At 66.7% G+C, this 24,618-nt stretch carries 26 protein-coding genes; 6 read left to right on the top strand and 20 right to left on the bottom strand.

From position 1 onward, the window contains the following. Positions 1-69: 69 nt before the first annotated feature. Positions 70-1,395, bottom strand: a complete 1,326-nt coding sequence (locus ACSHZY_RS02005; RefSeq protein ID WP_435164651.1) for an amidase — start codon at positions 1,393-1,395, stop codon at positions 70-72. Between the two features lie 79 nt (positions 1,396-1,474). On the opposite strand from ACSHZY_RS02005, the gene ACSHZY_RS02000 reads away from it, so the two are divergent. Continuing rightward, complete coding sequence (locus tag ACSHZY_RS02000; RefSeq protein ID WP_435165440.1) at positions 1,475-2,689, top strand: UbiH/UbiF/VisC/COQ6 family ubiquinone biosynthesis hydroxylase; 1,215 nt, start codon at positions 1,475-1,477, stop codon at positions 2,687-2,689. On the opposite strand, the gene ACSHZY_RS01995 is transcribed toward ACSHZY_RS02000, so the two are convergent. The 5 genes from ACSHZY_RS01995 to ACSHZY_RS01975 form a co-directional block, all read right to left on the bottom strand. After that, complete coding sequence (locus tag ACSHZY_RS01995; protein WP_435164648.1) at positions 2,690-2,869, bottom strand: Trm112 family protein; 180 nt, start codon at positions 2,867-2,869, stop codon at positions 2,690-2,692. Then, positions 2,866-3,504: an LON peptidase substrate-binding domain-containing protein gene (locus ACSHZY_RS01990; RefSeq protein WP_435164645.1), complete on the bottom strand. Its 639-nt coding sequence runs from the start codon at positions 3,502-3,504 to the stop codon at positions 2,866-2,868. The genes ACSHZY_RS01995 and ACSHZY_RS01990 overlap by 4 nt, the downstream gene beginning before the upstream one ends. Before the next feature lie 39 nt (positions 3,505-3,543). Beyond that, positions 3,544-4,449, bottom strand: coding sequence for a thioredoxin (gene trxA / locus ACSHZY_RS01985; RefSeq protein WP_435164643.1), 906 nt, complete (start codon positions 4,447-4,449; stop codon positions 3,544-3,546). A gap of 60 nt (positions 4,450-4,509) precedes the next feature. Further along, positions 4,510-5,298: an exodeoxyribonuclease III gene (locus tag ACSHZY_RS01980; protein ID WP_435164640.1), complete on the bottom strand. Its 789-nt coding sequence runs from the start codon at positions 5,296-5,298 to the stop codon at positions 4,510-4,512. 137 nt (positions 5,299-5,435) lie between these two features. Continuing rightward, positions 5,436-6,122 carry a response regulator transcription factor gene (locus ACSHZY_RS01975; RefSeq protein WP_435164637.1) on the bottom strand — a complete coding sequence of 229 codons (687 nt, stop codon included), beginning with the start codon at positions 6,120-6,122 and terminating at the stop codon, positions 5,436-5,438. A 150-nt stretch (positions 6,123-6,272) separates the two neighbouring features. Here ACSHZY_RS01975 and ribA point away from each other — a divergent pair, with 150 nt between their 5' ends. Then, positions 6,273-7,334 (top strand): GTP cyclohydrolase II, encoded by a 1,062-nt coding sequence (ribA, locus tag ACSHZY_RS01970; protein WP_435164634.1) that lies wholly within the window; start codon positions 6,273-6,275, stop codon positions 7,332-7,334. Positions 7,335-7,348: 14 nt separating this feature from the next. Next, a complete protein-coding gene (locus ACSHZY_RS01965; protein WP_435165437.1) occupies positions 7,349-7,810 on the top strand; it encodes a L,D-transpeptidase family protein in 462 nt (153 codons plus the stop codon). Here the strand turns inward: ACSHZY_RS01965 and ACSHZY_RS01960 are convergent. Together ACSHZY_RS01960 and ACSHZY_RS01955 are read right to left on the bottom strand one after the other, a co-directional pair. Beyond that, positions 7,804-8,454: a YggS family pyridoxal phosphate-dependent enzyme gene (locus ACSHZY_RS01960; protein WP_435164631.1), complete on the bottom strand. Its 651-nt coding sequence runs from the start codon at positions 8,452-8,454 to the stop codon at positions 7,804-7,806. The genes ACSHZY_RS01965 and ACSHZY_RS01960 overlap by 7 nt on opposite strands. Before the next feature lie 82 nt (positions 8,455-8,536). Beyond that, positions 8,537-9,604, bottom strand: a complete 1,068-nt coding sequence (locus ACSHZY_RS01955) for a porin (protein ID WP_435164628.1) — start codon at positions 9,602-9,604, stop codon at positions 8,537-8,539. A gap of 218 nt (positions 9,605-9,822) precedes the next feature. Here ACSHZY_RS01955 and ACSHZY_RS01950 point away from each other — a divergent pair, with 218 nt between their 5' ends. Next, entirely contained in the window at positions 9,823-10,323 is a 501-nt protein-coding gene (locus tag ACSHZY_RS01950) for a DUF3576 domain-containing protein (protein ID WP_435164625.1), read from the top strand. Here ACSHZY_RS01950 and ACSHZY_RS01945 read toward each other — a convergent pair. From ACSHZY_RS01945 to ACSHZY_RS01935, 3 genes are all read right to left on the bottom strand, one after another. Further along, entirely contained in the window at positions 10,320-11,558 is a 1,239-nt protein-coding gene (locus tag ACSHZY_RS01945; RefSeq protein WP_435164623.1) for a bifunctional folylpolyglutamate synthase/dihydrofolate synthase, read from the bottom strand. The two genes, ACSHZY_RS01950 and ACSHZY_RS01945, sit on opposite strands and share 4 nt — an antisense overlap. A gap of 26 nt (positions 11,559-11,584) precedes the next feature. Then, positions 11,585-12,508, bottom strand: coding sequence for an acetyl-CoA carboxylase, carboxyltransferase subunit beta (gene accD, locus ACSHZY_RS01940; protein WP_435164620.1), 924 nt, complete (start codon positions 12,506-12,508; stop codon positions 11,585-11,587). 67 nt (positions 12,509-12,575) lie between these two features. Then, positions 12,576-13,583 (bottom strand): calcium-binding protein, encoded by a 1,008-nt coding sequence (locus ACSHZY_RS01935; RefSeq protein ID WP_435164617.1) that lies wholly within the window; start codon positions 13,581-13,583, stop codon positions 12,576-12,578. Between the two features lie 257 nt (positions 13,584-13,840). On the opposite strand from ACSHZY_RS01935, the gene rpsO reads away from it, so the two are divergent. Both rpsO and pnp read left to right on the top strand, forming a co-directional pair. Then, positions 13,841-14,110, top strand: a complete 270-nt coding sequence (gene rpsO / locus ACSHZY_RS01930; RefSeq protein WP_435164615.1) for a 30S ribosomal protein S15 — start codon at positions 13,841-13,843, stop codon at positions 14,108-14,110. Between the two features lie 153 nt (positions 14,111-14,263). Then, a complete protein-coding gene (pnp, locus tag ACSHZY_RS01925) occupies positions 14,264-16,405 on the top strand; it encodes a polyribonucleotide nucleotidyltransferase (RefSeq protein ID WP_435164613.1) in 2,142 nt (713 codons plus the stop codon). Positions 16,406-16,459: 54 nt separating this feature from the next. On the opposite strand, the gene ACSHZY_RS01920 is transcribed toward pnp, so the two are convergent. The 9 genes from ACSHZY_RS01920 to ACSHZY_RS01880 form a co-directional block, all read right to left on the bottom strand. After that, the gene (locus ACSHZY_RS01920) at positions 16,460-16,903 is read right to left on the bottom strand and encodes a TspO/MBR family protein (protein ID WP_435164611.1); all 444 of its coding nucleotides are present in this window, start codon (positions 16,901-16,903) and stop codon (positions 16,460-16,462) included. A 51-nt stretch (positions 16,904-16,954) separates the two neighbouring features. Next, entirely contained in the window at positions 16,955-17,701 is a 747-nt protein-coding gene (locus tag ACSHZY_RS01915; RefSeq protein WP_435164609.1) for a metallophosphoesterase, read from the bottom strand. A gap of 67 nt (positions 17,702-17,768) precedes the next feature. Further along, positions 17,769-19,364 carry a phosphoglycerate dehydrogenase gene (gene serA, locus ACSHZY_RS01910; RefSeq protein WP_435164606.1) on the bottom strand — a complete coding sequence of 532 codons (1,596 nt, stop codon included), beginning with the start codon at positions 19,362-19,364 and terminating at the stop codon, positions 17,769-17,771. A gap of 41 nt (positions 19,365-19,405) precedes the next feature. Further along, positions 19,406-20,548 carry a phosphoserine transaminase gene (locus ACSHZY_RS01905; RefSeq protein ID WP_435164603.1) on the bottom strand — a complete coding sequence of 381 codons (1,143 nt, stop codon included), beginning with the start codon at positions 20,546-20,548 and terminating at the stop codon, positions 19,406-19,408. A gap of 128 nt (positions 20,549-20,676) precedes the next feature. Then, positions 20,677-21,690, bottom strand: a complete 1,014-nt coding sequence (locus ACSHZY_RS01900) for a zinc-dependent alcohol dehydrogenase (protein ID WP_435164601.1) — start codon at positions 21,688-21,690, stop codon at positions 20,677-20,679. Between the two features lie 52 nt (positions 21,691-21,742). Beyond that, positions 21,743-22,513, bottom strand: coding sequence for a transporter substrate-binding domain-containing protein (locus ACSHZY_RS01895; protein WP_435164598.1), 771 nt, complete (start codon positions 22,511-22,513; stop codon positions 21,743-21,745). A gap of 40 nt (positions 22,514-22,553) precedes the next feature. After that, the gene (locus ACSHZY_RS01890) at positions 22,554-23,282 is read right to left on the bottom strand and encodes an amino acid ABC transporter ATP-binding protein (protein ID WP_435164595.1); all 729 of its coding nucleotides are present in this window, start codon (positions 23,280-23,282) and stop codon (positions 22,554-22,556) included. Further along, positions 23,260-23,916 carry an amino acid ABC transporter permease gene (locus ACSHZY_RS01885; protein ID WP_435164592.1) on the bottom strand — a complete coding sequence of 219 codons (657 nt, stop codon included), beginning with the start codon at positions 23,914-23,916 and terminating at the stop codon, positions 23,260-23,262. The genes ACSHZY_RS01890 and ACSHZY_RS01885 overlap by 23 nt, the downstream gene beginning before the upstream one ends. Next, positions 23,916-24,596, bottom strand: a complete 681-nt coding sequence (locus ACSHZY_RS01880; RefSeq protein ID WP_435164589.1) for an amino acid ABC transporter permease — start codon at positions 24,594-24,596, stop codon at positions 23,916-23,918. The genes ACSHZY_RS01885 and ACSHZY_RS01880 overlap by 1 nt, the downstream gene beginning before the upstream one ends. Positions 24,597-24,618 lie beyond the last annotated feature (22 nt).

Here is a 24,618-nt window from a genome sequence, read left to right as displayed (position 1 = left end):
AGCGGGTTCAGGGACGCGGGTCCAGAAATTACCCCGCCCCGATGCGGTTCTGGCGGATCCGCGGACCTGTCAGCGGACCGCCCGCTCGGCCGCCATGCCCAGCCGCAGCAGCCGTTCTTCCTGCATCGGGGGGCACATCAGCATGATCCCGCAGGATGGCGTGTCGGTCGGCAGGGTCAGCGCGCACACCCCCAGAAGGTTGCCGATGCGCGTGTTGCGCAGCGCCAGCAGGTTCATGCGGGCATAATAGTCGGCATCTTCCATCAGGCGGCGCGCATGGGGCGGCAGGATGGCCGAGGTGGGCAGGATCACCGCGTCGAAAGGCGCGGAGGCGGCGCGCCATTCCCCCTGGATGCGCTTCAGGCGGCGGCGGTGATCGATGTAGTCGGCCGCGCCGACATTCCGCCCCGAAAGGAAGCGTTCCAGGATGGGCGGGAACATCCGTTCGGGATGCGCCTCGATCTGGTCGCGCCAGATGGCATAGCCTTCGGCCGTGAACAGCGCGCCCGAAAAGGCCATCGCCTCGCGAATCGGTTCAAAGGACAGGCGGGTGACATGGGCCCCTTCCTGCGCCAGCTTCCGGCAGGCGGTGTCGAAGGCGCGGGCCGGGGCGTCTTCCAGATCCTCCATCCCGACGGTGTCCAGAACGGCCAGCCGCATGCCGGACAGGGGCGTGCAGGTCATGTCGCCCGGACGGCGGCCTTCCAGCGCGGCCAGCAGCAGGGTGCAGTCTTCGGTGGTGCGGGCCAGGGGGCCGATCGTGTCCAGCGTTTCGCACAAGGGAACGACGCCCTTGTTCGACAGCCGGCCATGGGTGGTCTTCAGGCCCACCAGATCGTTCCAAGCCGCCGGCGTGCGGACGGACCCGCCCGTGTCCGACCCGATCGCCGCCGCCGCCAGCCCAAAGGCCACCGACGCCGCCGCGCCGGAGGACGATCCCCCCGCCACCGCCTCCGGATCGTTCACGTTGGGCGAGGTGGCCGTGACGGGGTTGAGGCCGAGACCCGAGAAGGCCAGCTCGCTCATATGCGTCTTGCCAAGGCACAGCAGACCGCCCGCGGTGGCCGTGGCCAGCACCGGCGCGTCCCGGTCCGGCACGCGGCCGGCCAGAAGGGCCGACCCCGCCTCGGTCGCGACGCCGGCGGTGTCGAACAGGTCCTTCCAGCTGATGGGCACGCCGTCCAGGGGGCCGCGCCGCCTCCCGTCCTTGGCGCGCGTGGCGGCAGCCAGCGCCTCGTCCCGCGCGCGTTCGGGGGTCAGGCGGGCATATATGCGCTTCCCGTCGGGATGGGAGGCCGCCGCGTCCAGAAAGGCTTCCGCCAGTTCGACGACGTTGATGCGCCCCGTGTGGATGCCCCGTCCAAGATCCGCCGCACTGCGCCTGAGCCACTCCATTGTCTTCGCTCTCCCTGTCCGGTTCGGGGCATGCTATCCATCGCGGAACGGATGGACAATCCCGACATCCCGTCGCTAGATCATGAGCATGAGCGATATCGTGATCATCGGCGGCGGTCTGAACGGCCTGCCATTGGCCTTGGCGCTGGCGCAGGGCGGGTTCGACGTGACGGTGGCGGACGCGCGCCCCGCGCCCGACCGCGCGGCGGCAGGGTTCGACGGGCGGGCCTATTCGTTGGCCGCCGCGTCCCGCAACCTTCTGGGCGCGGTCGGCGTCTGGAGCCGGGTGGAAGATCGGGCCCAGCCCATCCGCCGCATCCGCACGGCGGGCGGGCGGGCGGGCTTCGGGGCCTCGCCCTTCTCCCTCACCTTCGACGGGGCGGAGATCGAGGGCGGCCCGATGGGCAGCATGCTGGAAGACCGCTTCCTGTATGCCGCCCTTCTGGACGCCGTGCATGACGAACCGCGCCTCCGCCTGATTTCGGGCGACCGGGCCGTGGCGCAGGGCGAAGGGCGCGTGACGCTGGCCAGCGGCACCGAACTGGCCGGGCGGCTGATCGTGGCCTGCGACGGGCGCGGCAGCGGCATGGCGCAACGTGCGGGCCTGCGCCGCACCGGCTGGGACTATGGCCAGATGGCCCTGGTCGCGGCGGTGGAGCATGAGCGTCCGCATGAGGGCGTGGCCCACCAGCTGTTCCTACCCTCGGGGCCGCTGGCGGTCCTGCCCCTGCCTGGCAACCGTTCGTCCATCGTGTGGAGCGAGAAGACCGAGATCGCGCAGGCCGTGCAGGCCTTGCCCGACGCCGAATATCTGGCGGCGCTGGAGCCGCGCTTCGGGGGATTCCTGGGCCGTTTGGCGCTGGTGGGGCACCGTCACAGCTATCCCCTGTCGCTGAGCCTTGCGGACAGTTTCGTCGCGCCCCGGCTGGCGCTGGTGGGGGATGCGGCGCATGGCGTGCATCCCTTGGCGGGACAGGGGCTGAACCTTGGCCTGCGTGACGTGGCGGCGCTGGCCGAGGTGGTGATCCACGCCCGGCGGCGGGGCGAGGATATCGGCGCCCCCGACGTGCTGGCCCGCTATCAGGACTGGCGCCGACCCGAAACGCGGGCGATGGCGCTGGGCATGGACGCGATGAACCGCCTTTTCTCGAACGAGAATCCGATCCTGCGGCTGGGCCGCGATCTGGGGCTGGGGGCGGTGAACGCGCTGCCGGGCGTGCGGCGCGGGTTCATCCGGCAGGCGGCGGGGCTGTCGGGACGCTTGCCGGCGCTGCTGCGGGGCGAGCGGCCCTGATCAGTCCAGCGGGCGCGCTTCGGTGGGCAGCATGATCGGGATGCCGTCCCGGATGGGGAAGGCAAGACGCGCCGCCTGCGACACCAGCTCCTGCTTTTCGGCGTCATAGGACAGGACGGACTGGGTCAGGGGGCAGACCAGCGCTTCCAGCATGCGGCGGTCAAAGGCAACTTCGGTCATTGCAGGATGTCTCCGTTCGGGCCGCCGCGCAGGGCGAATTCGATCAGGGTGACCAATGTCTCACGCCGCGTCGAAAGGGAAGGCGCTTCCAGCAGAGCCTGCTTGTCCTCGGACGGGAAGGGGCACAGCATGGACAGGGAGTTGATCAGCAACTCCTCGTCCGCTTCCTTCAGGCTGGACCAGTCGGTCGACAGCTCCATCGTCTCGAAATAGCGCGACAGGCGGTCCATGAAGGCGTCGCGGTCCAGGCCCGGATCATGCTCCACCGAACCCAGATCGCGCTGGAAGCTGGACCAGTCCACCCGCCCGCGGCGATAGGGATGGAAGCCGTCCTCCTCCTCCATCAGCCGGAAGCGGGAGATGCCGGTCAGCGTGATCATGTAGCGCCCATCCTCGGTTTCCGAGAATCCGGTCAGCCGCCCCGCGCAGCCGATGGCCTGAAGGCGGTCGCCCGCCGGGCCTTCGCGCAATTGGATCAGGCCGACAAGGCGCTGCGGCGTCTTCATCATGTCCTCCACCATCTGAAGATAGCGGGGTTCGAAGATGTGCAACGGCAACCGGGCGCGCGGCAGAAGCAGCGCGCCGGGCAGCGGAAACAGCGGAAGGGTGTTGGGCAGGTCTGCGGCCTTGATCATAGCCGCGGACTTAGCCCGCCTTTCGTGCAGGAAAAGCCGTCACGCGAAGATCATGGAGGAGAGCTTGCGCCGCCCCTTCAGAACGATGGGGTCGGTGGGCTTCAGCGCGTCGAAGATGGTGAACAACTGGGCGCGCGCGGCACCGTCGTTCCAGTCACGGTTGCGGCGGAACAGGTCCAGCAACTGGTCCACCGCTTCCTCCACCTTGCCCGAGGCGTGGAGCGCCTGCGCCAGATCGAAGCGCGCCTGAGGATCTTCGGGATCGGCTTCCACCTTGGCGCGCAGATCGGCCTCGGGACCGGCATTGGCGGCCTGACGGGCCAGCGCGATCTGGGCGCGGGCGGCGTCCACCTCCTTGCTGCCGGCGATCTTGGCCGGGGCGGCGTCGGCCATGACCTGCGCCTGGTCCAGATCGCCCACGGCCAGCTGGCACCGGATCAGGCCCGCATAGGCGGCGGCGTTCTCCGGCTCCTCGCCCAGAATGGCGGCAAAGGTTTCGGCGGCGTCGGTCACGGCGCCTTCGGCCAGCATCTGCTCGGCCACCTCAAGCGCCTCGGCCAGGCCGCCGTCACCGGCCAGCGCGGACAGCTTTTCCACGAAGGCCTTGATCTCGGACTGCGGGACGGCGCCTTGGAACGCATCGACCGGCTGGCCCTGCCAGAAGGCGTAGACGGTGGGGATGGACTGCACACGCAGCTGAGCCGCGATGCGCTGGTTCTGGTCCACGTCGACCTTCACCATCTTCACCTTGCCCTTGGCGGCCGTCACCGCCGCCTCAAGCTGGGGGCCCAGCGTCTTGCAGGGGCCGCACCAGGGGGCCCAGAAGTCGACGATGACAGGAACCTCCTGGCTCGCCTCGATCACGTCCTGCAGGAAGGTGGCTTCGGTGGTGTCCTTGATCAGGTCGCCTTTGGGTGCTGCGGTGGTGTCGCCAAGCCCGAACATCTGTGCCTCCGTTTAGGGTCGGACCCTATATGCGCGTCCGCGGCGCGAAGGCCAAGGGGATCACAGGTCGAAGGTCGCGAAAACCGGCACGTGGTCCGACGGCTGTTCCCACCCCCGCACGGGGCGCAGCACGCGGCTGGAATGGCCCGCAGCCGCGATGTCGCGCGTGGCCCAGACGTGGTCCAGACGCCGGCCCTTGTCGGCGGCGTGCCAGTCGGCGGCGCGATAGGACCACCAGCTGTAGAGCTTGCCCTCAGGGTGGTCCTGCCGGGTGATGTCCACCCAGGTGCCCGCGTCCTGCGCCATGCCCAGATGCTCCACCTCGATCGGGGTGTGGCTGACGATCTTCAGAAGCTGCTTGTGGGACCAGACGTCATCCTCGCGCGGGGCGACGTTCAGATCGCCCACGAGGATGGATTTCGCGGGCTTGTGGGCATGGGCCCAGTCCCGCATCTCGGTCAGGAAGTCCAGCTTCTGGCCGAACTTGACGTTCTGTTCGCGGTCGGGAATGTCGCCACCGGCGGGGACATAGCAGTTGTGGATCGTCACGCCGTTGTCCAGCGTGGCCGCGACATGGCGCGCGTGGCCAAGGGAGGCGAAATCGCGGTCGCCCGCGTCCACCAGCGGCCGGCGCGACAGGATGGCCACGCCGTTGTAGCCCTTCTGCCCCCGCGCGACGATCCAGTGATAGCCAAGGGCCCGAAACTGCTCCAGCGGGATCTTCTCCACCGGGCTCTTGCACTCCTGCAGGCACAGGACATCGGGCAGCTCCTCGGCCAGAAGGCGCGCGACGAGGCCTTCGCGCAGACGGACGGAGTTGATGTTCCAGGTGGCAAGCGTGAAGGGCATGGGGCGTCTCCTTTGCCCACCGCATTAGCCACAAAAAGAGGCCGGGCGAAAGCCCGGCCCAAGTCCAACAGGGAGGTGTCGCGCCAAGGCACGACATGGCTGAGATATGATCGCCCCCGCGCCGGACAAGAGGCGGGTTAGGCGACCAGCCGGTATCCGCCGCTTTCGGTGACCAGAAGCCGCGCGTTCGAGGGATCGGGCTCGATCTTCTGGCGCAGGCGGTAGATGTGGGTTTCCAGCGTGTGCGTGGTCACACCGGCGTTGTAACCCCAGACCTCGTGCAGCAGCACGTCGCGCGGGACCACGCCCTGCGTCGCGCGGTACAGGAACTTGAGGATGTTGGTTTCCTTTTCCGTCAGGCGGATCTTCTTGTCCTTGTCGTCGACCAGAAGCTTCTGCGCGGGGCGGAAGGAATACGGGCCCAGCTGGAAGACGGCGTCCTCGGACTGTTCGTGGGTGCGCAGCTGCGCGCGGATGCGGGCCAGCAGCACCGGGAACTTGAAGGGCTTGGTGATGTAGTCGTTCGCGCCGGAGTCGAGGCCGAGGATCGTGTCCGCGTCGGTGTCATGTCCCGTCAGCATCACGATCGGCGCCTTGACGCCCGCCTTGCGCATGCGGCGGCACAGTTCGCGCCCGTCGGTGTCGGGCAGGCCCACGTCCAGAATCACGAGGTCGTGGTGACCGGCCTTCGCCTTTTCCATGCCGTCGGCGCCAGTGGCCGCCTCGAAGACGTCGAAGTCCTCGGTCATCACGAGCTGTTCGCTCAGCGCCTCGCGGATGTCGTCGTCATCGTCGACCAGCAGAATTTTCTTCAAGGCTGCCATCTGGCCCTCCATTGCTTTGGACGTGACATGCAAACCCGCGGGCGGCAGGGCAAGGAACGTGACAATCCTTCACGCGGACGTGTCGGATGCGCGGGATATGTTTCAAAATCCCGCCGCCGCGCGTATCTGTCACGGGCAGAAGGAGCCGCCATGCTGTCGTTGACCATCACCGAACGTCTTGCCCGTGCCCGCAGCGACCTGCGCCTTGGCCTGCCCGTCGCGCTGACCGGCGGCGTGCCCGCGCTTGTGGCCGCCGTGGAGGCGCTGACGCCGGAACGGCTGGAGGATCTGCGCGCGCTGGGCCCGCTGGAACTGGCGATCACGGCGCGGCGGGCAGAGACGCTGAAGGCGCATGCCTATGACGGGGACGTGGCGCGGATCGCCGTGGGGGATGCGCCCTTGTCGTGGCTGCGGGCCGTGGCGGATCCGGCGGGAGATCTGGCCTCCCCGCTGAAGGGGCCGTTCCACAGCGTACGGGGCGGGGACGCCGTGGCCCATCGCGCGGGCGTGCAATTGGCCAAGACGGCGCAGCTTCTGCCGACCGTCGTGCTGGTCCGCGCGCCGGCGCCGGAGGTTCTGACCGCGCTGCCGTCTGACATCGCCTTGGCGGAAATGGCGCGCGAACATGCTTTGACGCCCGTCATCTCGGCCCGTCTGCCGATGGTGGCGTCGGACGCCGGCCGCGTGCACATCTTCCGCCCGCATGATGACACCGCTGAACATTACGCGATCGAGATCGGCCGCCCGGACCGCGACCAGCCGGTTCTGGCGCGGCTGCATTCGGCCTGCTTCACCGGCGATGTGCTGGGCAGCCTGAAATGCGACTGCGGCCCCCAGTTGCGCGCCGCCCTTACCGAGATGGGGGCGCAAGGGACGGGGGTGCTTCTGTATCTGAACCAGGAAGGGCGCGGCATTGGTCTGGCCAACAAGATGCGGGCCTATGCCCTTCAGGATCAGGGCTTTGACACGGTGGAGGCCAACCACCGCCTGGGGTTCGAGGATGACGAGCGGGACTTCCGTCTGGGCGCGGGCATCTTGCGGCAGATGGGCTTTTCCGCCGTGCGCCTGCTGACGAACAACCCGGCGAAGATCCGCATGATGGAAAACCATGGGGTGCGGGTGGCCGAACATGTGCCGCTGAAAGTGGGGCAGACGGCGCAGAATGCGGCCTATCTGGCGACCAAGGCCGCCAAGTCGGGGCATCTGCTGTGATCCGTGTCACACCGATGGGCGCATTCTTCGCCGGTCGCCGATTTGCCTGCACCTTGGGCCGCAACGGCGTCACGGATCGCAAGCGCGAAGGCGATATGGCCACGCCGCGCGGCGATCATCGCATCGTGGCGATGCTGTATCGCCCCGACCGGCTGGTGGGAATGCCGGACTGGGCGCAGCCGGTCGGGCCGCGGGACCTGTGGTCGGACGACGTGAGGGATGCGGACTACAACCTGCCCGTCCGCGCGCCCCACGCCTTCAGCCACGAGGCGTTGCGGCGGCCCGACCCGCTTTATGATCTGGTGCTGGTGACGGACTGGAACATGCCGGCGACGCCGGGGCGGGGGTCGGCCATCTTCGTGCACACGTGGCGCCGGCCCGGCTATCCAACGGCGGGCTGCGTGGCTTTCGCGCAATCGGACCTGCTGTGGATCGCCCGCCGCATCCGCTGGGGCGAGGTGCTGCGCGTTCAGTAGGTGCGAGCGCCGAACAGCGCGCTGCCCACCCGGACATGGGTGGCACCGTGGGCGATGGCGATCTCGAAATCCGCGCTCATCCCCATGGACAGGTGGGGCAGGCCGTTGCGTTCCGCGATCTGCGCCAGATGGACGAAATGGGGGGCGGGGTCCTCGCCCTCGGGCGGAATGCACATCGCGCCGGTCACCGGCAGGTCCAGCGCGCGCGCTTCGGCGATGAAGGCGTCGGCGTTGGCGGGCAGGATGCCGGCCTTCTGCGGCTCCTCCCCCGTGTTCACCTGCACGAACAGGTCGGGGCAGCGTCCTGCCTCCTGCGCCAGACGGGCCAGCCTGTGGGCCAGCGAGGGGCGGTCCAGCGTGTGGATGGCGTCGAACAGGTGCAGGGCAGGTTTGGCCTTGTTCGTCTGGAGGGGGCCGATCAGATGCACCTCCACCGGGCCGAAGGTGTCGCGGAAGGTGGGCCACTTGCCCTGCGCCTCCTGCACATAGTTTTCCCCGAACAGCCGGTGCCCGTCGCGCAGGACCGCGTCCACCCGCGCGTCCGGCTGCACCTTGGACACGGCGATCAGGTGGACCGAGCCTTCGGCGCGCCCTTGGGCGGCTTCGGCGGCGCGAATGCGTTGGAGGATGTCGTCATATGCCATGGGCACAGGGGTAATGGGCGCGGGATGAAAAGAAAAGAGCGGGCTTTCGCCCGCTCTCTCTGAAGGTGGTGATCCGGAAGGATCAGAAGTTCAGGCGGATGCCGACGTCGGCAACCGTCTGGCCTTCGCCTTCGATGTCGTAGATCAGGTCGGTGTCGACAACACCGGCGCGCAGCGAAGCGCCACCGCCGAGGTCATAGACGGCGCCGATGCCGTAGGTCGTCAGCGAGTCCTCGCCGAAGACGTTTTCGCCATCGAGTTCGTCGCGACGGAAGAAGCCGTCAAATTGGATGGAGTTCACTTCGTACGAAGCGTTGATGCCGAAGGTCTTGTCCAGTTCGACATCGCCCTGCAGGACTTCATCGCCGGCGAGGCCTTCGTACGACGTCCAGACGTCGTCATAGCTGGTGTAGTAGGCTTTCAGGCCAACGCCCGCCACTTCGGTTTCACCCGAAATGATCCACTGGCTGCCGCCGTAGTTGTTGTTGTTGTCGTCGTAGTCGCCGTTGTCGAGGTAGCCCAGACCCAGCTTGAAGTTGTCCCCAGCATACGCAAGAGCGGCCGAATAGGTCGGATCCCGGTCGTCTTCGATGGAGACCGCGATCGGCTCGCCGAGTTCGCTCTCGCCGATCTGACGGCCGCTCAGGCCGAACTGACGGCTGCCATCGGTCATGCCGAGGTGGAATTCGAAGCCGCCCATCGTGTACGAGTACAGAGCGCCCGGGCCTTGGTCCAGGTTGTCCGCGCCATCGCCGTTGATGTACGGCGTATCGGTCAGGTCGCCGAGACCCGAGAAGCCGATGGGGTTCAGGTCACCGAACGCTTCTTCGGCGGCCGAGTTCACGTCGCCCATTTCCAGCTTGCCGAAGGCGCCGGAGATCCAGACGGTGCCGCGCTTGCCGGTGTCATTGCCGAACGAACCGCCCGAAGCCGAACCGTTTGCTTGGTCTGCACGGAACGAGGCGCCGAATTCCAGACCGGTGTCGGTCTGACCCGACATGTTGAAACGAACGCGTGCGCGCTCGGAGAACTGCACGTCCTCACCGTCATAGACGACACCCATACGAGCGTCACCCGTCAGGGAGATTTCAGCGGCCGCGTAGCCGGTGGTTGCGGCGAGGATCGACGTCGCCAGAAGAAGCTTTTTCATGTTTTCCCTCGTTTACCTAAAAAGGCGGCCCGACCTTTCGGGCGGGACTGGAAAATGTTCTCGGCTCTCGTGATCGTGAAATCAACGATTTCGAGCGGGGGTTTCACCGTGGTGCCAATACTGATGCAGCCATGCAACACAGGGGGGGATCGGGAAAGGTCTTGTTTGGCTGAAAGCCCTCGGATACCACAGCCAGAGAAATGCAGAATGAGGATCGCATGACCTTCAACCGTACTGCCCGGGTCGTTTTCCTTGGGGGGCTGGTCGTCCTGGTCGCCGCCTGTGGAAACCGCGAGGCCGCGGATCGTCAGCGCGAACAACTGGCCGCGGCCGAACCCTTCCGCAGCGATGTGGTTGGCGGTCAGCGTGGGGATGGCAACATCTGGACCCTGTTCCGCAACAACGACGATCCCAACACCCGCATTGCCGTGAACCGCTACATCTGGACCGCTGCGCTTGACGTGCTCAGCTTCCTGCCGGTGCAGACGGTCGATCCCTTCTCGGGCGTGTTCACGACGGGCTATGGCACGCCGCCCGGCGGTGGCCGCGCCTATCGCGCGACCGTCTACGTGCAGGATGCGGCGCTGGACGCGCGGTCGCTGCATGTCGCCCTTCAGACGAATGGCGGGGCGGCCGTTTCGGCGGAAACGACCCGCACGATCGAGGATGCGATCCTGACCCGCGCGCGCCAGCTGCGCCTGGCGGACGGAAAACGCTAGGCGTTCTCGCGCAGGATCGCCCCCGCGAGATACAACGAGCCGCAGACCAGCACACGCGCCTGCGGCTCTTTCGCCACAATGGCTTGCAGTGCTTCGGCCACGGAGTCTGCCATTGTTGCGGGCAGGCCCGCGGCCAAGGCGGCGTCGCGTGTCGTCTCGGCGGGCAGGGTGTTCGCTTCCCCCGGAATGGCGACGGCGGTGAGGGTGGTCGCGACATCGGCCAACGGCCGCATGTAGCCGGTCACGTCCTTGGTGTTCAGCATCCCGCAGACCAAATGCGTCGGGCGCTGCGGCATGGCCGCCAGCGTGGCCGCCACGGCCTGACCGCCCGCAGGATTGTGACCACCGTCCAGCCAGATCTCCGCCTGCGGGGCAAGTTCCACCAAGGGCCCTTTGCGCAGGCGCTGCATGCGGGCGGGCCAGACGGCGCGGGTGACCGCGGCCTCGCAGGCGGCCTCGTCATGGCCAAGGTGGCGCAGGGCGGCCAGCGCGGTGCCCGCGTTCTGGATCTGGTGCGGGCCGGGCAGTACGGGCAAGGGCAGATCCAGCAGGCCGTTTTCATCCTGAAAGATCAGGCGGCCATGTTCGGTGGTGACGTGCCAGTGCTGGCCATGCACCAGAAGCGGCGCGCCCAGACGGGCAGCGCGGGCCTCGATCACGTCCAGCCCCTCGGGCGCCTGAGGGGCGACGATGCAGGGCATGCCGCGCTTCAGGATGCCCGCCTTTTCACCCGCGATCTCGGCCAGTGTTTCGCCCAGATATTGCTGGTGATCGATGGACACGGGGGTGATGATCGTCAGGCGCGGGCGGTCGATCACGTTGGTCGCGTCCAGCCGTCCGCCCAAACCCACCTCCAGCAAGGTGGCGTCGGCAGGGGTGCGGGCGAAAGCCAACATCGCGGCGGCGGTCGTGATCTCGAAGAAGGTGATGGGGTCGGCGCCGTTGGCGGCCGAACATTCGTCCAGCAGCGCCGTCAGCTCCGCCTCCGAGATCAGTTCCCCCGCCAGGCGGATGCGTTCATGGAAACGGGCCAAATGCGGCGACGTGTAAGCGTGCACGCGCAGGCCCGCCGCTTCCAGCCCCGCCCGGATCATCGCCTGGGTCGATCCCTTGCCGTTGGTGCCCGCCACATGGATCACCGGGGGCAGGCCGCGTTCGGGGTGGTCCAGCACCGCCAGAAGGCGGTGCATGCGGTCCAGCGTCAGGTCGATGACCTTCGGGTGCAGCGCCATCATGCGCTGCAGGATGACGTCCGAGCGGATCACGCGTCTTGCGGGGCCGGAGGGGTGATCGGCGCCTCGGGCGGCGGGGCGGGCAGGTCGGCGCGGACGGCCGGCGTCTGGCGGGTCAGCATGCGCAGGATCGTGACCAGCTCCTCGCGCAGCGCCTTGCGGTGCGTCACGCGGTCCAGCATCCCGTGATCCAGCAGGTATTCGGCGCGCTGGAAGCCTTCGGGCAGCTTTTCGCGAATCGTCTGCTCGATCACCCGTGGGCCGGCAAAGCAGATCAGCGCGTTGGGTTCGGCAATGTGGACGTCGCCCAGCATCGCGTAGGAAGCCGTCACGCCGCCCGTCGTCGGGTGCGTCAGCACCACGATGTAGGGCAGGTTCGCTTCCTTCAGCATCTGCACGGCCACGGTGGTGCGCGGCATCTGCATCAGGGACAGGATGCCTTCCTGCATCCGCGCGCCACCGGCGGCCGAAAACAGCACCAGCGGGCGTTTCAGCGCGACGGCGCGTTCGGCGGCGGCCACGATGGCGTTGCCCACATACATGCCCATGGACCCGGCCATGAAGCTGAAATCCTGGCCGGCGGCCACGACCGGCGTGCGGGCGATCTCGCCTTCCACCACCAGCATGGCTTCCTTTTCACCGGTGGATTTCTGCGCGCCCTTAAGGCGGTCAGGATACCGCTTCTGGTCGCGGAATTGCAGCGGATCGGCCACCGGCTCCGGCACGGGCACCTCGGTGAAGATGCCGCCGTCGAACAGGGCGCGGAACCGTTCGCGCGGGCTGATCGCCATGTGGTGATCGCAGTTCGGGCAGACGTTCAGGTTGTCGGCCAGTTCCCGGTGAAACAGCATGGTCCCGCATTCCGGGCACTTCGTCCACAGGTTCTCCGGCACCTCGCGGCGCGAGAAGAGCGAATTGATCTTCGGGCGTACGTAGTTCGAGATCCAGTTCATGGGCGGTTGGGCCTTCTGCTCGCGTCTGACCGACCCGAGATAGCCGCCAGCCGACCGAATTGCAATTCTACGCGTGCAGGGGGACGAAGCGGATGCCGGCGGGGTCCATGCCGGTGACGCCCTTCAGGATGGCCAGGGGCTCTCCGTCCACAAGGACATGGGTGGCGTCTCCCATCTCCTGCAGCTCCACGACCGGAACACCTTGGGCGGGATCATAGCTCAGATCCAGCTGGTCCTGCGCGGGGTCGTAATCCATCAGGGTCACCGGCTGGCCGGCGCTGCCTTCGCCCAGAACGAAGGTGTCGAGGCCTTCGCCGCCCGTGCCGTAATCGTCCGCGGACAGAACCAGACGGTCATCCCCGGCGCCGCCGTTCAGGAAGTCCTGCTCCGCATCGTCGCCGCCGAACAGGACGTCGTCGCCGTCATCGCCGTCCAGCGTGTCGGCGCCGGTGCCGCCGTCCAGGGTGTCGTCGTCGTCGTTGCCGGTCAGCCAGTCGTCGCCCTCGTCCCCCCACAGTTGGTCTTGGTCCGCGCCGCCGATCAGCGTGTCGTGGCCCACGCCGCCTTTCAGCGTGTCGTTGCCGCCCTGACCCTGAAGGCTGTCCGCGTCCGCGCCGCCCTCGGCCAAGTCGTCGCCACGGCCGCCGCGCAGGGTGTCCGCGCCCGCGCCGCCGTCCAGGGTGTCGTCGCCATCGCCGCCTTCCAGATGGTCCCGGCCGTCGCCGCCCTGAAGAGCATCGTCGCCGCCGCGCCCTTCAAGCCCGTCGCCGCCGCCCGCGCCGGTCAGGATGTCGTTTCCGCCCCCGCCGTTCAGCGTGTCGGCCCCGTCCGTCCCGACCAGCGTCGCGGGGGCGTCCACCGGGTCGGGAAGGTCGTCCGATTGCGGCATGCCATCCTTGGGGGGCGTGATCAGGTCCAGGAAATCCCCGCCCGTTGCGTCGTCGTCGGATTCTTCCTCCGGTGCGGGTTCCTCGTCTTCGGGAAGATCCTCCTCCAGCGGGCGGAAACGGCCTGCCACGGCGTCGGCGGCGGCGCCCGCCATCATCGCGCCCATGATTCCGATCAGACCGATCATAGCCCCACCCCCCATTTACCATCGCGGGCACCCATGGGCCGCGTCTGTCCTGAAAAGATAACCCAATCTCACCTCTGCGCGAAGCGTGTTCTTGAAACGTTCTTACAATGTGGTTAATTTTAGCAAGGGCAAACACCCTTCCCTTGAAGGGGATTTTCGCGTATAGGCGCGTATCCGTCCGCGTTCGCGGGCGGTCCGGGCCCTGCTGGACGACATCCTGGCTTGCGCCGTCACACCGAACATCGAAGGAGACCCCGATGTCGATCACCGTTGAAGAAAAGAACCGCCTCATCAAGGAATACGCGACCAAGGAAGGCGACACCGGTTCGCCCGAAGTTCAGGTCGCCGTCCTGTCGTCGCGGATCGCCACCCTGACCGAGCACTTCAAGACCCACAAGAAGGACAACCACTCCCGTCGTGGCCTTCTGATGATGGTGGCCCAGCGCCGCAAGCTGCTCGACTACCTCAAGGGCAAGGACGAAGGCCGCTACACGTCCCTGATCGGACGTCTGGGCCTGCGCCGCTGACCTTTCCGACGCGCCCCCCCCTGCGGGGCGCGTCGCCGTTTTTCGCATCGCGCGGCCCAGGTCCGCCCGCGCGGCAGAAGTTTCAGGACCCCGGGCGAATGCCGTCCGGACGCGAAGCCGGGGGAGGGTCCCCCGGCCAGAACAGGAAAATACATGTTCAACATTACCAAAAAGTCGATCGAGTGGGGCGGCGAGACGCTGACGCTCGAAACCGGCAAGGTGGCCCGTCAGGCCGACGGCACCGTGATCGCCACGCTTGGCGAAACCTCGGTCATGGCCAACGTGACCTTTGCCAAGGCGCAAAAGCCCGGCCAGGACTTCTTCCCCCTGACCGTCCACTACCAGGAAAAATACTACGCGGCCGGCAAGATCCCCGGCGGCTTCTTCAAGCGTGAGGCCCGTCCGTCCGAGAAGGAGACGCTGACCTCCCGCCTGATCGACCGCCCCTGCCGTCCGCTGTTCGTGCCGGGCTTCAAGAACGAAGTCCTCCTGATGTGCACCGTGCTGAGCCACGATCTGGAAAACGAGCCCGACGTCGTGGCGATGATCGCCGCGTCGGCCGCGCTGACGCTCTCCGGCGTGCCCTTCATGGGTCCGATCGGTGCGGCCCGCGTGGGCTTCGTCAACGGCGAATACGTGCTGAACCCGTCGGTCGACGACATGCAGAACCTGCGTGGCAACCCAGACCAGCGTCTGGACCTGATCGTCGCCGGCACCAAAAACGCCGTGATGATGGTCGAATCGGAAGCCTACGAACTGACCGAGGCCGAGATGCTGGGCGCCGTGAAGTTCGGCCACGAGGCGATGCAGCCGGTGATCGACCTGATCATCGACCTGGCCGAAGACGCGGCGAAAGAGCCGTTCGACTTTGCGCCGGCCGACTACTCCGCCCTGTACGCCAAGGTGAAGAAGGCCGGCGAGACGCAGATGCGCGCCGCCTTCGCCATCAAGGACAAGGGCGACCGCGTCGACGCGATCGACGCCGCGCGCGAGGCCGTGAAGGCCGCGCTGTCCGAGGAAGACCTGGCGGATGCGAATCTCGGTTCCGCGTTCAAGAAGCTGGAATCGTCCATCCTGCGCGGCGATGTCGTGAAGAACGGCACCCGCATCGACGGCCGCAACACGACCACCGTGCGTCCGATCACCTCGGAAACCGGCATCCTGCCGCGCACGCACGGCTCCTCGCTGTTCACCCGCGGTGAAACGCAGGCGCTGGTCGTGACGACGCTGGGCACGGGCGAGGATGAGCAGATCATCGACGCGCTGCACGGCAACTCGCGCTCCAACTTCCTGCTGCACTACAACTTCCCGCCCTATTCGGTCGGCGAAGTGGGCCGCGTGGGTTCGCCCGGCCGTCGCGAAGTGGGCCATGGCAAGCTGGCCTGGCGCGCGCTGCAGGCCGTCCTGCCGTCGCCGACCGACTTCCCCTACACGATCCGCGTCGTGTCAGAGATCACGGAGTCGAACGGGTCGTCCTCCATGGCGTCCGTCTGCGGCGGTTCGCTGGCGATGATGGATGCGGGTGTTCCGCTGAAGGCGCCGGTGGCCGGCGTGGCCATGGGTCTGATTCTGGAAGAGGACGGCTCCTACGCCGTGCTGACCGACATCCTGGGCGACGAGGATCACCTCGGCGACATGGACTTCAAGGTCGCGGGCACGGAAAACGGGATCACCTCGCTTCAGATGGACATCAAGGTCGCGGGCATCACGCCCGAGATCATGGAGCAGGCGCTGGCACAGGCCAAGGATGGCCGTCTGCACATCCTGGGCGAGATGGCGAAGGCCCTGACCTCGGCCAACGCGTTCTCCGCCTACGCCCCCAAGATCGAGACGCTGACCATCCCGACCGACAAGATCCGTGAAGTGATCGGTTCGGGCGGCAAGGTCATCCGCGAGATCGTGGAAACTTCCGGTGCCAAGGTCGACATCAACGACGACGGCATGATCAAGATCGCGTCGAACGACGCGGACGCGATCAAGCGCGCCTATGACATGATCTGGTCCATCGTGGCCGAGCCGGAAGAAGGCAAGGTCTACACCGGCAAGGTCGTGAAGCTGGTCGATTTCGGCGCCTTCGTGAACTTCTTCGGCAAGCGTGACGGTCTGGTTCACGTGTCGCAGATCGCCAACAAGCGCCTGCAGCACCCGAACGAGATCCTGAAGGAAGGCCAGGAAGTGAAAGTGAAGCTTCTGGGCTTCGACGATCGCGGCAAGGTGCGCCTTGGCATGAAGATGGTCGATCAGGAGACCGGCGAGGAAATCGCGCCCGAAGCCAAGGCCGAAGGCGACGCGTAAAAAGAAAGGCCCCGCCATCGTGCGGGGCCTTTTTCCTGGAGTGGCCGTGCCGCCTCAGTTCAGCAGGATCAGCGTCCCGTTCAGCGCGAGCGCCACCGTCACCCAGGCGGCATAGGGCACGAACAGCAGGGCCGACAGCTTGTCTTGGCCCCAGGCCCGCCCGATGAAGGCCACGATCGTCAGCCATAGCGCGGCGATGATCGCCACCCCTGCCACCATGTTGTGCGCCCCGAAGAAGACGGGCGTCCAGACGAAGTTCAGCGCCAGTTGCAGGATCCACAGCAGCACCGGCCCGCCCTGGGTGAAGATGCGCGCGCCCACGAACCCGATGATGACGTAAAGCGCCGTCCAGACCACGGGGAACCAGGCGTTCGGCGGGGTGAAGAACGGCTTTTGCAGTGCTGCATACCATTCGCCCGGCGGCCAGTGCGTGCCGACGAACATGCCGATCCCGACAACGGCCACGACAAACAGGATATAGGTGATCAAGCTACGCATTTACGGCCTCCGGACGTCCGCGGGGACCCTTGCTTTTCCGGGGCCCGAAGGTCAACCCGCGCGTGGCGTGTCGGCGGGAATCGGCTTGCGGCCGGTCTTCGTCAGAAGGAACGCCTCGCGCCCCTCGATGACGACGGCCGACAGAGGACCGCCATAGGCGGCGCTGCTGTCCAGGTTGATGCGGTTGCCGTAATGGGTGGCGTGGTCGATGGCCGTGTGGCCGTGCACGATCAGCGCCTCGAACGGCTCCGTCACCTCAAGAAAGCCGCGGCGGATCCAGCACAGGTCCTGTTCGGTCTGTGCGCCCAGCGAGGCGGAAGGGCGGATGCCCGCATGGCAGAAGAAGCACCCGCCGCGCTGGAAGCCGACAGGGCGGGAGGCGAGAAAGTCGCGATGCGCTTGCGGAACGGCGGCCACCGCCTCGGCGTGGACCTTGGCAACAGGGCGGTCGCCGGCGTTCAGGACACCATAGCTGGCTAGCGTCGTGGCACCGCCGATGCGCGGATGCAGATAGCTGTAATCGGCCCGCAGCCCCGGATCGGCCCATTCGGGATCGTCCAGAAAGCCTGACAGCATCCGGTCATGATTGCCCTTCAGCACGATCCAGTCCTGTCCGGCGGCGATCCCCGCCCGCAGAAGCTCCACCACACCCGCCGAATCCGGCCCGCGATCCACCAGATCGCCGATATGCACCACCGGCGCGGCCCCGTGTGCGGCCATGTCCTGTGCGATCAGGTCATGCGCGGCGTGCAGAAGGTCGATCTGGCCGTGAATGTCGCCGATGGCATAGATGTGCATGTCGTCTCCAACGCAAAGGACCGGAGCCAAGGCTCCGGTCCCGATAGAAGCGCGCGGTGCGCGAAGGTCAAGCCACGTCGAAGGCCAGCGGACGCACCTGCTGGAACTTGCCGGTGGCCTGAAGGGCCTCGATCGCGTCGGCCTTCAGCGGCTCGTCCAGATAGATCACGGCGATGGCCTGCTTGCCGGCGGCGGCGCGGCCCAGCGTGAAGTTGGCGATGTTCGCGCCGTGCTGGCCCAGCGTCGTGCCCAGAAGGCCGATGATGCCCGGCACATCCTCGTTCGTGGTGTAAAGCATGTGGGCCCCGATCTCGGCATCGACATTGATGCCCTTGATCTGGATGAAGCGCGGCTTGCCGTCCGAGAAGACGGTGCCCGCGATCGACCGTTCGCGGTCGTTCGTCACCACGGTCACCTTGATGTAGCCGTCAAAGGTGCCCGACTTTTCCTGACGGGTGGTAGAGATCTGGATCCCGCGTTCCTTCGCGACCACGGGGGCGGACACCATGTTGGCGTCGGGGTTCGCGACCTTCATGATGCCCGCGATGGCGGCGGCGTTCAGCGCGGCCAGGTTCATCTGCGATACGGAGCCGTCGTAAAGGACGTTGATCGCCGTGATCGGCTCGTCCGTCATCTGGCCGATGAAGGTGCCGATGTGGGAGGCAAGCTTCACCCACGGGCCCATGACCTTGGCTTCCTCGGCCGTGACGGACGGCATGTTCAGCGCGTTCTGCACGGCACCCGTCAGCAGGTAGTCCGACATCTGCTCGGCCACCTGAAGGGCCACGTTTTCCTGCGCCTCGGTGGTGGAGGCGCCAAGATGCGGCGTGACCACCACGTTCGGCAGGTTGAAGAGGGGGGACTCCGTCGCGGGCTCCGTCTCGAACACGTCGAAGGCGGCGCCGGCGACATGGCCGGATTTCAGCGCTTCGGCCAGTGCGGCCTCATCCACCAAGCCGCCGCGGGCGCAGTTGATGATGCGGACGCCGGGCTTGGCCTTGGCCAGCGATTCGGCGTTCAGGATGCCCTTGGTCTTGTCGGTCAGCGGCACGTGCAGGGTGATGAAGTCGGCGCGCGCCAGCAGTTCGTCCAGTTCCACCTTCTGCACGCCCATCTTGGCCGCGCGTTCGTCCGACAGGAAGGGATCGTAGGCCACGACCTTCATGTGCAGGCCCAGCGCGCGGTCGCAGACGATGCCGCCGATGTTGCCCGCGCCGATCACGCCCAGCGTCTTGTTGAACAGCTCCACCCCCATGAAGCGGGTCTTTTCCCACTTCCCGGCATGGGTGGAGGCCGACGCCTCGGGCAGTTGGCGCGCGACGGCGAACATCATCGCGATCGCATGTTCGGCCGTGGTGATGGAGTTTCCAAAGGGCGTGTTCATCACGATCACGCCCTTTTTGGACGCGGCGGGAATGTCCACGTTGTCGACGCCGATCCCGGCACGGCCGATGACCTTCAGGTTCGTGGCGGATTCCAGCAGCTTGTCGGTGACCTTCGTCGCCGAACGGATCGCAAGGCCGTCATACTGGCCGATGATGCGGGCCAGCTCTTCCTTGTCCTTGCCGAGCTTGGGCAAATAGTCGACCTCGATCCCGCGGTCGCGGAAGATCTGGACGGCGGTTTCGGACAGGGCGTCGGAGACGAGAACGCGGGGGGCCATGGCAGGCTCCTTATCTTTGAGGGGGGAGGGGAGAGAGGCGCTTACTGCGCCTCGATCTCCGTGTTGAAGGCGTATTCGATCCACGGCATCAGGGCCGCGACGTCCGCGGTTTCCACCGTGGCACCGCACCAGATCCGCAAGCCCGCCGGGGCGTCGCGATAGGCCGCGACGTCCAAGGCCACGCCTTCCTTTTCCAGCCGCTTGGCCACGGCCTTGGCAAAGGCCGCATCGTCCTTGATGCGGTCATCCGTGAACTTCAGGCAGACCGAGGTGCAGGACGCGGTGGCCGGATCGACGGCAAGGTTCGCGATCCACGGGCGCGTGGCGGCGAAATCGGTCACGGCCTTGGCGTTCGCCTCGGACCGCGCGATCAGCGCCTTCAGGCCGCCAAGGTTCTGCGCCCATTTCAGGCTGACCAGATAATCTTCCACGCACAGCATCGACGGCGTGTTGATCGTCTCGCCCTTGAAGATGCCCTCGATCAGCTTGCCGCCCTTGGTCATGCGGAAGATCTTCGGCAGCGGCCAGGACGGGGTGTAGCTTTCCAAACGTTCGACCGCGCGGGGCGACAGGATCAGGACGCCGTGACCGCCTTCACCGCCCAGCACCTTCTGCCACGAGAAGGTGACGACATCCAGCTTGTCCCACGGCAGGTCCATCGCAAAGGCGGCGGAGGTCGCGTCGCAGATCGTCAGGCCCTGACGGTTCGCGGGGATCGCGTCGCCGTTCGGCACCCGCACGCCCGAGGTGGTGCCGTTCCAGGTGAAGACCACGTCCTTGTCGAAATCGACCGTGTTCAGGTCCACGATCTCGCCGTAAGGGGCCTTCTTGACCTCGGCATGGATCTTCAGCTGCTTGACCACGTCGGTGACCCAGCCTTCGCCAAAGGATTCCCAAGCCAGCATTTCCACCGGGCGCGGGCCCAGCAGCGACCAGAGCGCCATTTCAACGGCCCCGGTGTCGGAGGCGGGAACGATACCGATGCGGTAATCTGCAGGAACGCCCAGAACCTCACGCGTGAGGTCGATCGCCTCGGCCAGCTTGGACTTGCCAACGGCGGCACGGTGCGAACGGCCCAGCGGCGCGTCGGACAGCATGTCGAGGGAGAAACCGGGGATCTTGGCGCAGGGGCCGGAAGAAAAGCGCGGGTTTGCCGGACGCGTGGCCGGAGCTTGGAAAGCCATTGATGTTATCCTTACAGATATACGCCCTTCGTTGGGGAAGGGTGTCCCACCAACAGCGATACGGCCCTGTTCCGGATAACGCAAGAAAAAACTGTCTGCGGTCCGGCCCGCAGACAGAAGGGTCGCCCTCAGCCGACCTGCACCAGCGTCTTCATGGCATGGCCGTCCGTGTCCAGATCCGCAAAGGCCAGCGACACCTCCTCCAGCGGGCGGATCCCGGTGATCATCGTCTTCGCGTCGATGACCCCGCGCGCCAGAAGGTCGATGGCGGCGTCGAAATCCTCGGGCTCGTAGACACGGGCGCCGATCAGTTCCAGCTCGCGCCAGAAGAACCGGAACAGGTCCACCTGCGGGCGCGTGGTGTGGATGGCGACCATCACGATCCGTCCCCGGCTGGCGGCCACGTCCGTCATCAAGTCGGTGCCCGCCTGTGTGCCCGACACTTCAAAGACCACATCCGCGCCCTTGCCGCCCGTGGCGTCGGTCACATGCGCGACGGGGTCGGTTTCCCGGGGGTTCAGGGTGGCAAAGCCCAGCGCTTGCGCCACGCCCAGCCGGTGGGGGTTCACCTCGGACAGGATCACCTTCGCGCCCGCTTCCCGCGCCACCATCGCGATCAGCAGGCCGATGGGGCCGCCGCCGATCACCAGAACATCCTCACCCGCCCGCACCCGTCCGCGGCGGACGTCGTGGCAGGCGACGGCGACGGGTTCGGTCAGGGCGGCGTGTTCCAGGCTGGCCCCTTCGGGCAGGCGGTGCACTGCATGGGCCGGAACCGTCCAATATTCCTGCAGCGCCCCGTCGGTGTCGAGGCCGAGGAACTTCAGCCGGTGGCAGATATGGGCAAGCCCCGCATTGCAGGCCGGGCAGTCGCCGCAAGGCGCCAGCGGACGAATCGCGACGGCCGCGCCCATCGGCAGATCGACGCCGTCCCCCACCGAGGCGATGGTGCCCGAGGTTTCGTGCCCCAGCACGCGGTTGTGGCCGATGCGTGCGTCCATCGCCCCGTGATAGGCGTGCATGTCCGTGCCGCAGATGCCGTTATAGGCGACCCGCACCTCCACCTCGCCCGCCTTCGGGGGCTGGCGGGGGATGTCGCGGATCTCGAACGTCTTGTGGCCGGTGTAGAAGGCGGCTTTCATGGCGTGTGTCCCTTGAAAAAGAGGCTGGGCGCTTCCCGCGCCCGGCACAGGATCAGCGCGAGGTCAGATCGTCCGGCAGGTCGCGGTCGTGGAACCGGGTGAACAGTTCGCGCAGCGTGCCGTCGGCGAAATGGGTGGTGATCCAGTCGTTCACCCAGGCCTGAAGCTCGGGATTGCCCTTGGGCAGGCCCACGCCAAGGTTCGTTTCCTTCTGGACGAACTTGATCTCCATCGGGGTGCCGCTGCGCTTGGCATTGATGCCGCCGATCACGGCGGACTGGCTGGACAGGATGTCGATCTGGCCCGACACGGCGGCGGTGATCAGCGTCGCGTCATCCTCGAAGCGTAGGATATCGGCGCCGGGGGCGTTGGCGGTCAGGTCCTGGTCGTTGGTGGTGGCGCGGGTCACGCCGACGCGCTGGCCTACAAGATCATCGTATCCTGTGATCTCCACATCCTCGGGCGCGGCCACGACGATGGCCAGCGTGGCGTAGGGAACGCTGAAGTCGATGGCCTGCTTGCGTTCCTCGGTGATGCCAAGGGCGGACACGACCAGATCGGCCTTGCCGGTCTGGATGGTGGGCACGCGGGCCGCGTTGGTGATTTCCACCAGTTGCAGGTCGACGCCCAGATCCTTGGCGATCAGCTTCGCCGTTTCCACGTCCGATCCCGTGGGCTGCATGGACCCGTCGATGTAGGAATATTGCGGGATGCCCATCGCCACGGCGATGCGGATGCGCCCCGCGTCCCTGATCTGCTGCAGGTCGGCATGGGCCGCCCCGGCCACAAGCGCGAAGGCCGTCGCCATCAGTGTTAGTTTCATCGTTTTTCCTCCCTTTCGGTCCGGCCTCCCCGCCGGACGGTTACAAGTCGTGGTCCAGGAACTCGCGCAGTTCGGGCGTTCCCGGGGTCGTCAGGATGTCCGGGCCGCCCACCTCGTGGACGTGGCCCTGATGCATGAAGATCACCTTGTCGGCGGCGCGGCGGGCGAAGGCCATTTCGTGCGTGACGACGACCATCGTCATGCCGCCGCGGGCCAGATCCTCCATCACGCGCAGCACCTCGCCCGTCAGTTTCGGATCAAGGGCCGAGGTGACCTCGTCGAACAGCATCACCTTGGGCGACATGGCAAGGCTGCGGGCGATGGCCACGCGCTGCTGCTGCCCGCCTGAAAGCTGTTCGGGATAGCTGTCGATCTTTTCGGCCAGCCCCACCTGAAGCAGTACGCGTCTGGCCACCTCCAGCGCCTCGGCCTTCGACATCCGCTTCACCCGCTTCAGGGCGAGGATGACGTTCTGCCCCACCGTCATGTGCGGGAACAGGTTGTAGGACTGGAACACCATGCCCACGTCCTGCCGCAGCACACGCGGGTCCAGCGCCTCGTCCTCCACCCGGTGGCCGCAGACCTCGATCCGGCCGCCCTGAATCCGCTCCAGCCGGTTGATGCAGCGCAGCGCCGTGGACTTGCCCGAGCCGGAGGCGCCGATCAGCGCCACGACCTGTCCGGGCTCGATGTCGAAGGAAATGCCCTTCAGCACCTCCAGCGCGCCGAACCGTTTGACGACATTCTCAAGCGTGACGACGGCCGGCATTCAGCTTCCTTTCAAGCGTGCGGCTCCACAGCGACAGCGGGTAGCAGACGGCGAAATACAGCGCCGCCGCGATCCCGAAGACGAGGAACGGCTGGAACAGAGAGTTGTTGATGACCTGGGCCGAACGCGTCAGCTCCAGGAACCCCACGACGGAGGCGAGCGAGGTGTTCTTCACCAGTTGCACCGTGAAGCCGACCGTGGGCGGCGTGGCGATGCGGGCGGCCTGCGGCAGGATCACGTCGACCAGCGTCTGCCAGCGGGTCAAGGCCAGCGTCTCGGCGGCCTCGAACTGCGTCTTCTCGATCGACAGGACCGAGCCGCGCCAGATCTCCCCCAGATAGGCCGAGGAGTAGACCATCATCGCGAGCGAGGCCGCGACAAGGGCCGGAACCTCCACCCCGGCCACGCCAAGGCCGAAATACATCAGGAACATCTGGATCAGCAGCGGCGTGCCCTGCACGATCTGGACATGGCCCAGCGACACCCGCCGCAGCCATCGGCGGCGCGAGATGCGGGCGAGCATCACCACGAACCCCGCGATCCCGCCCAGCAGCAGCGCGCAGGCCGACAGCACCACCGTCCACAGAAGGCCGTTCAGAAGATAGATCAGGTGGCCTTGGGAAAATCCGTCCATCACTGCACCCCCAGCTTGCGCTGACGGGGGAAGGCGACCAGCCCGATGGCCCAGAACGCGCCCCGCATCGCGAAGGTGATGGCGATGTACAGAAGGCCCACCACGATATACGTCTCGAACGACCGGAAGGTGTTGGACTGGATGTTGTTGGCGACGCCCGTCAGCTCCTCGGCCGAGATCTGCGAGGCGATGGAGGTGGTCAGCATCATCAGCACGAACTGGCTGGTGAGCGAGGGGTACACCTTCTCGATCGCGGGCATCAGGATGATGTCGCGATAGATCTGGAATTTCGTGAGGCCCAGCGATTCGGCCGCCTCGATCTGGCCACGCGGGATGGCGTCCATGCCGGCGCGCACGATCTCGGCCGTGTAGGCGCCCACGTTGATGACCAGCGCGAAGATGGCGGCCCACAGGATGGGCATCCGCAGCCCGACAGACGACAGGCCGAAGAAGATGAAGAAGATCTGCACGATGAAGGGCGTGTTCCTCACCGTCTCGATATAAATACCCGCAACCGTCTGAAGGCTGCGAAGACGGGACCGGCGCGCCACCGCGCACAGCACCCCGATGACCATGCCGAAGGCGACCGAGGCCACCGTCAGCTGGACCGTCACCCAGGCGCCCGACAGGAAGTTCTGCCAGTAGGGCGCAAGGGCCGCGAAGTTGAACTCGTATTGCATCGCCGGGCCTCCCCTCCCAGTG

This window comes from Falsirhodobacter sp. 1013 (assembly GCF_051195255.1).
Lineage (GTDB): Bacteria > Pseudomonadota > Alphaproteobacteria > Rhodobacterales > Rhodobacteraceae > Falsirhodobacter.
The sequence above is the reverse complement of the archived record's forward strand: the minus strand, read 5'-3'. Positions and strand labels throughout refer to the sequence as shown.

Coding starts and splice junctions, on each gene's coding strand:
- ACSHZY_RS02005 (WP_435164651.1), bottom strand. CDS start 1,395: ATGGAGTGGCTCAGGCGCAGTGCGGCGGATCTTGGACGGGGCATCCAC.
- ACSHZY_RS01995 (WP_435164648.1), bottom strand. CDS start 2,869: ATGACCGAAGTTGCCTTTGACCGCCGCATGCTGGAAGCGCTGGTCTGC.
- ACSHZY_RS01990 (WP_435164645.1), bottom strand. CDS start 3,504: ATGATCAAGGCCGCAGACCTGCCCAACACCCTTCCGCTGTTTCCGCTG.
- trxA (WP_435164643.1), bottom strand. CDS start 4,449: ATGTTCGGGCTTGGCGACACCACCGCAGCACCCAAAGGCGACCTGATC.
- ACSHZY_RS01980 (WP_435164640.1), bottom strand. CDS start 5,298: ATGCCCTTCACGCTTGCCACCTGGAACATCAACTCCGTCCGTCTGCGC.
- ACSHZY_RS01975 (WP_435164637.1), bottom strand. CDS start 6,122: ATGGCAGCCTTGAAGAAAATTCTGCTGGTCGACGATGACGACGACATC.
- ribA (WP_435164634.1), top strand. CDS start 6,273: ATGCTGTCGTTGACCATCACCGAACGTCTTGCCCGTGCCCGCAGCGAC.
- ACSHZY_RS01965 (WP_435165437.1), top strand. CDS start 7,349: ATGGGCGCATTCTTCGCCGGTCGCCGATTTGCCTGCACCTTGGGCCGC.
- ACSHZY_RS01960 (WP_435164631.1), bottom strand. CDS start 8,454: ATGGCATATGACGACATCCTCCAACGCATTCGCGCCGCCGAAGCCGCC.
- ACSHZY_RS01955 (WP_435164628.1), bottom strand. CDS start 9,604: ATGAAAAAGCTTCTTCTGGCGACGTCGATCCTCGCCGCAACCACCGGC.
- ACSHZY_RS01950 (WP_435164625.1), top strand. CDS start 9,823: ATGACCTTCAACCGTACTGCCCGGGTCGTTTTCCTTGGGGGGCTGGTC.
- ACSHZY_RS01945 (WP_435164623.1), bottom strand. CDS start 11,558: ATGATGGCGCTGCACCCGAAGGTCATCGACCTGACGCTGGACCGCATG.
- accD (WP_435164620.1), bottom strand. CDS start 12,508: ATGAACTGGATCTCGAACTACGTACGCCCGAAGATCAATTCGCTCTTC.
- ACSHZY_RS01935 (WP_435164617.1), bottom strand. CDS start 13,583: ATGATCGGTCTGATCGGAATCATGGGCGCGATGATGGCGGGCGCCGCC.
- rpsO (WP_435164615.1), top strand. CDS start 13,841: ATGTCGATCACCGTTGAAGAAAAGAACCGCCTCATCAAGGAATACGCG.
- pnp (WP_435164613.1), top strand. CDS start 14,264: ATGTTCAACATTACCAAAAAGTCGATCGAGTGGGGCGGCGAGACGCTG.
- ACSHZY_RS01920 (WP_435164611.1), bottom strand. CDS start 16,903: ATGCGTAGCTTGATCACCTATATCCTGTTTGTCGTGGCCGTTGTCGGG.
- ACSHZY_RS01915 (WP_435164609.1), bottom strand. CDS start 17,701: ATGCACATCTATGCCATCGGCGACATTCACGGCCAGATCGACCTTCTG.
- serA (WP_435164606.1), bottom strand. CDS start 19,364: ATGGCCCCCCGCGTTCTCGTCTCCGACGCCCTGTCCGAAACCGCCGTC.
- ACSHZY_RS01905 (WP_435164603.1), bottom strand. CDS start 20,548: ATGGCTTTCCAAGCTCCGGCCACGCGTCCGGCAAACCCGCGCTTTTCT.
- ACSHZY_RS01900 (WP_435164601.1), bottom strand. CDS start 21,690: ATGAAAGCCGCCTTCTACACCGGCCACAAGACGTTCGAGATCCGCGAC.
- ACSHZY_RS01895 (WP_435164598.1), bottom strand. CDS start 22,513: ATGAAACTAACACTGATGGCGACGGCCTTCGCGCTTGTGGCCGGGGCG.
- ACSHZY_RS01890 (WP_435164595.1), bottom strand. CDS start 23,282: ATGCCGGCCGTCGTCACGCTTGAGAATGTCGTCAAACGGTTCGGCGCG.
- ACSHZY_RS01885 (WP_435164592.1), bottom strand. CDS start 23,916: ATGGACGGATTTTCCCAAGGCCACCTGATCTATCTTCTGAACGGCCTT.
- ACSHZY_RS01880 (WP_435164589.1), bottom strand. CDS start 24,596: ATGCAATACGAGTTCAACTTCGCGGCCCTTGCGCCCTACTGGCAGAAC.